Source organism: Leptotrichia sp. oral taxon 879 str. F0557, from assembly GCF_000469385.1.
GTDB classification, from domain to species: domain Bacteria; phylum Fusobacteriota; class Fusobacteriia; order Fusobacteriales; family Leptotrichiaceae; genus Leptotrichia; species Leptotrichia mesophila.
In genome coordinates this window covers 1-1,256 of the sequence record NZ_KI271349.1, presented here as the reverse complement: position 1 = coordinate 1,256, position 1,256 = coordinate 1, and the positions used below count along the sequence as shown (strand labels likewise).

Sequence of the window (1,256 nt, the reverse complement as noted above, 5' to 3'; positions counted from 1 at the left end):
TTTAGTTTGTCGCAATATATTTTACAATCTATGAAGAAGAAAAATTTTAGAAAATTTTTGACGTTGAAAAAGCTATTTTTGATAGGATGTTAAAATTTTTGAATGAAACATGCAGAATTGAAACTTAATGGCTCGTTATATGTGTCAAGTGGATACAGATATATTTATCAAGGAACATTTAAAAATAGAGAAGAAGTATTGAAATTTTTAAAAGGAAAGGCTGGAAAATAAATTAATTAAATAGAGGAGTTTAAAGAATGAAAAGCGTTGTATCACTAGGCTTTGGGATTTTTTTAATGTTTATTACTGTTGTATGCGCTATTCGTTACATTATTACCATGCCAAGCAAACAATATAAAATGGCATACCATATAAATGATGATTATATTATTCAGAAATATGGAATACTTGAAGACGATAAAGTGGAATTATTGATGAATGATAAAATAGGGCTAATGACAAAAAATAATGATAACTGTAAGTTTGTAGATAGATTTTCCAAATTATCTAATTATTATATTGGACATTTTGATGGGACAGATTTAAAGAAGAAAAGATGTTCAGGGTATTTTTATATAAAAAAAGACAATACTGATATTCAATTCAATGTTTCTGAGGAAGAAATAAAGGAAAAATTTGGAAATGTAAAATTTAATGAAACTCTAGATGAATTTATAAATAAATATGGTATAATAAATTAATATGGCTAAAACTATAGTAGAACAATATGAAAAAAGAACTCCTGTTGGAACAAAATAAAATATTGTAATTGATGCTAGGGGTCAGGGGATTACTTCTATACAAGAAAAAGAAATAATCCAGAAAATAATTGAAAAATCTAATGGAACAATAAAAAAATCAGATATAACAATATGGAAATAGAAAGGAAGAAGAAATGGAAGAATTATCAACAAAAGAATATAATGAACTATATAAGAAATATTTTAAAGAAATTTTTAATAAACCGATGAAAGATTTTGGATATAAAAAGAAAGGAACAGGACGATTTTGCAAATTAAATAAAATAGGATTATTTGAATATATAGGTTTTTTTAGATATTATCATGAATTAAGAGTAGAGTATGCAATAATACCCATATATAGTTATATAATGAAAGATTCTATAGGAAATGGTGCAAAAACGGAATTTGTAGATCTGGATGGAGAAGAAAAGATGGAAAAAGGGATGAAAAGTATTTTAGAAGAAATAAAAAACAAAATAATCCCTTGGTTTAAAAAATATGAAGATTTAGATG

At 24.8% G+C, this 1,256-nt stretch carries 2 protein-coding genes and 1 pseudogene; all 3 read left to right on the top strand.

All coding sequences use genetic code 11. The features are described 5' to 3' along the window. The first annotated feature begins 102 nt into the window (after window positions 1-102). On the top strand, window positions 103-231 hold the full coding sequence (locus HMPREF1552_RS12955) for a hypothetical protein (RefSeq protein WP_021745043.1): 129 nt from the start codon (window positions 103-105) through the stop codon (window positions 229-231). A gap of 26 nt (window positions 232-257) precedes the next feature. Further along, window positions 258-701 carry a hypothetical protein gene (locus HMPREF1552_RS09875; protein WP_021745042.1) on the top strand — a complete coding sequence of 148 codons (444 nt, stop codon included), beginning with the start codon at window positions 258-260 and terminating at the stop codon, window positions 699-701. Between the two features lie 194 nt (window positions 702-895). Next, a pseudogene (locus HMPREF1552_RS09870) lies at window positions 896-1,256 on the top strand (hypothetical protein); the annotation flags it as partial.

Excerpts from the sequence above, each read along its gene's own strand:
- HMPREF1552_RS12955 (WP_021745043.1), top strand. The coding sequence starts at position 103 with ATGAAACATGCAGAATTGAAACTTAATGGCTCGTTATATGTGTCAAGT.
- HMPREF1552_RS09875 (WP_021745042.1), top strand. The coding sequence starts at position 258 with ATGAAAAGCGTTGTATCACTAGGCTTTGGGATTTTTTTAATGTTTATT.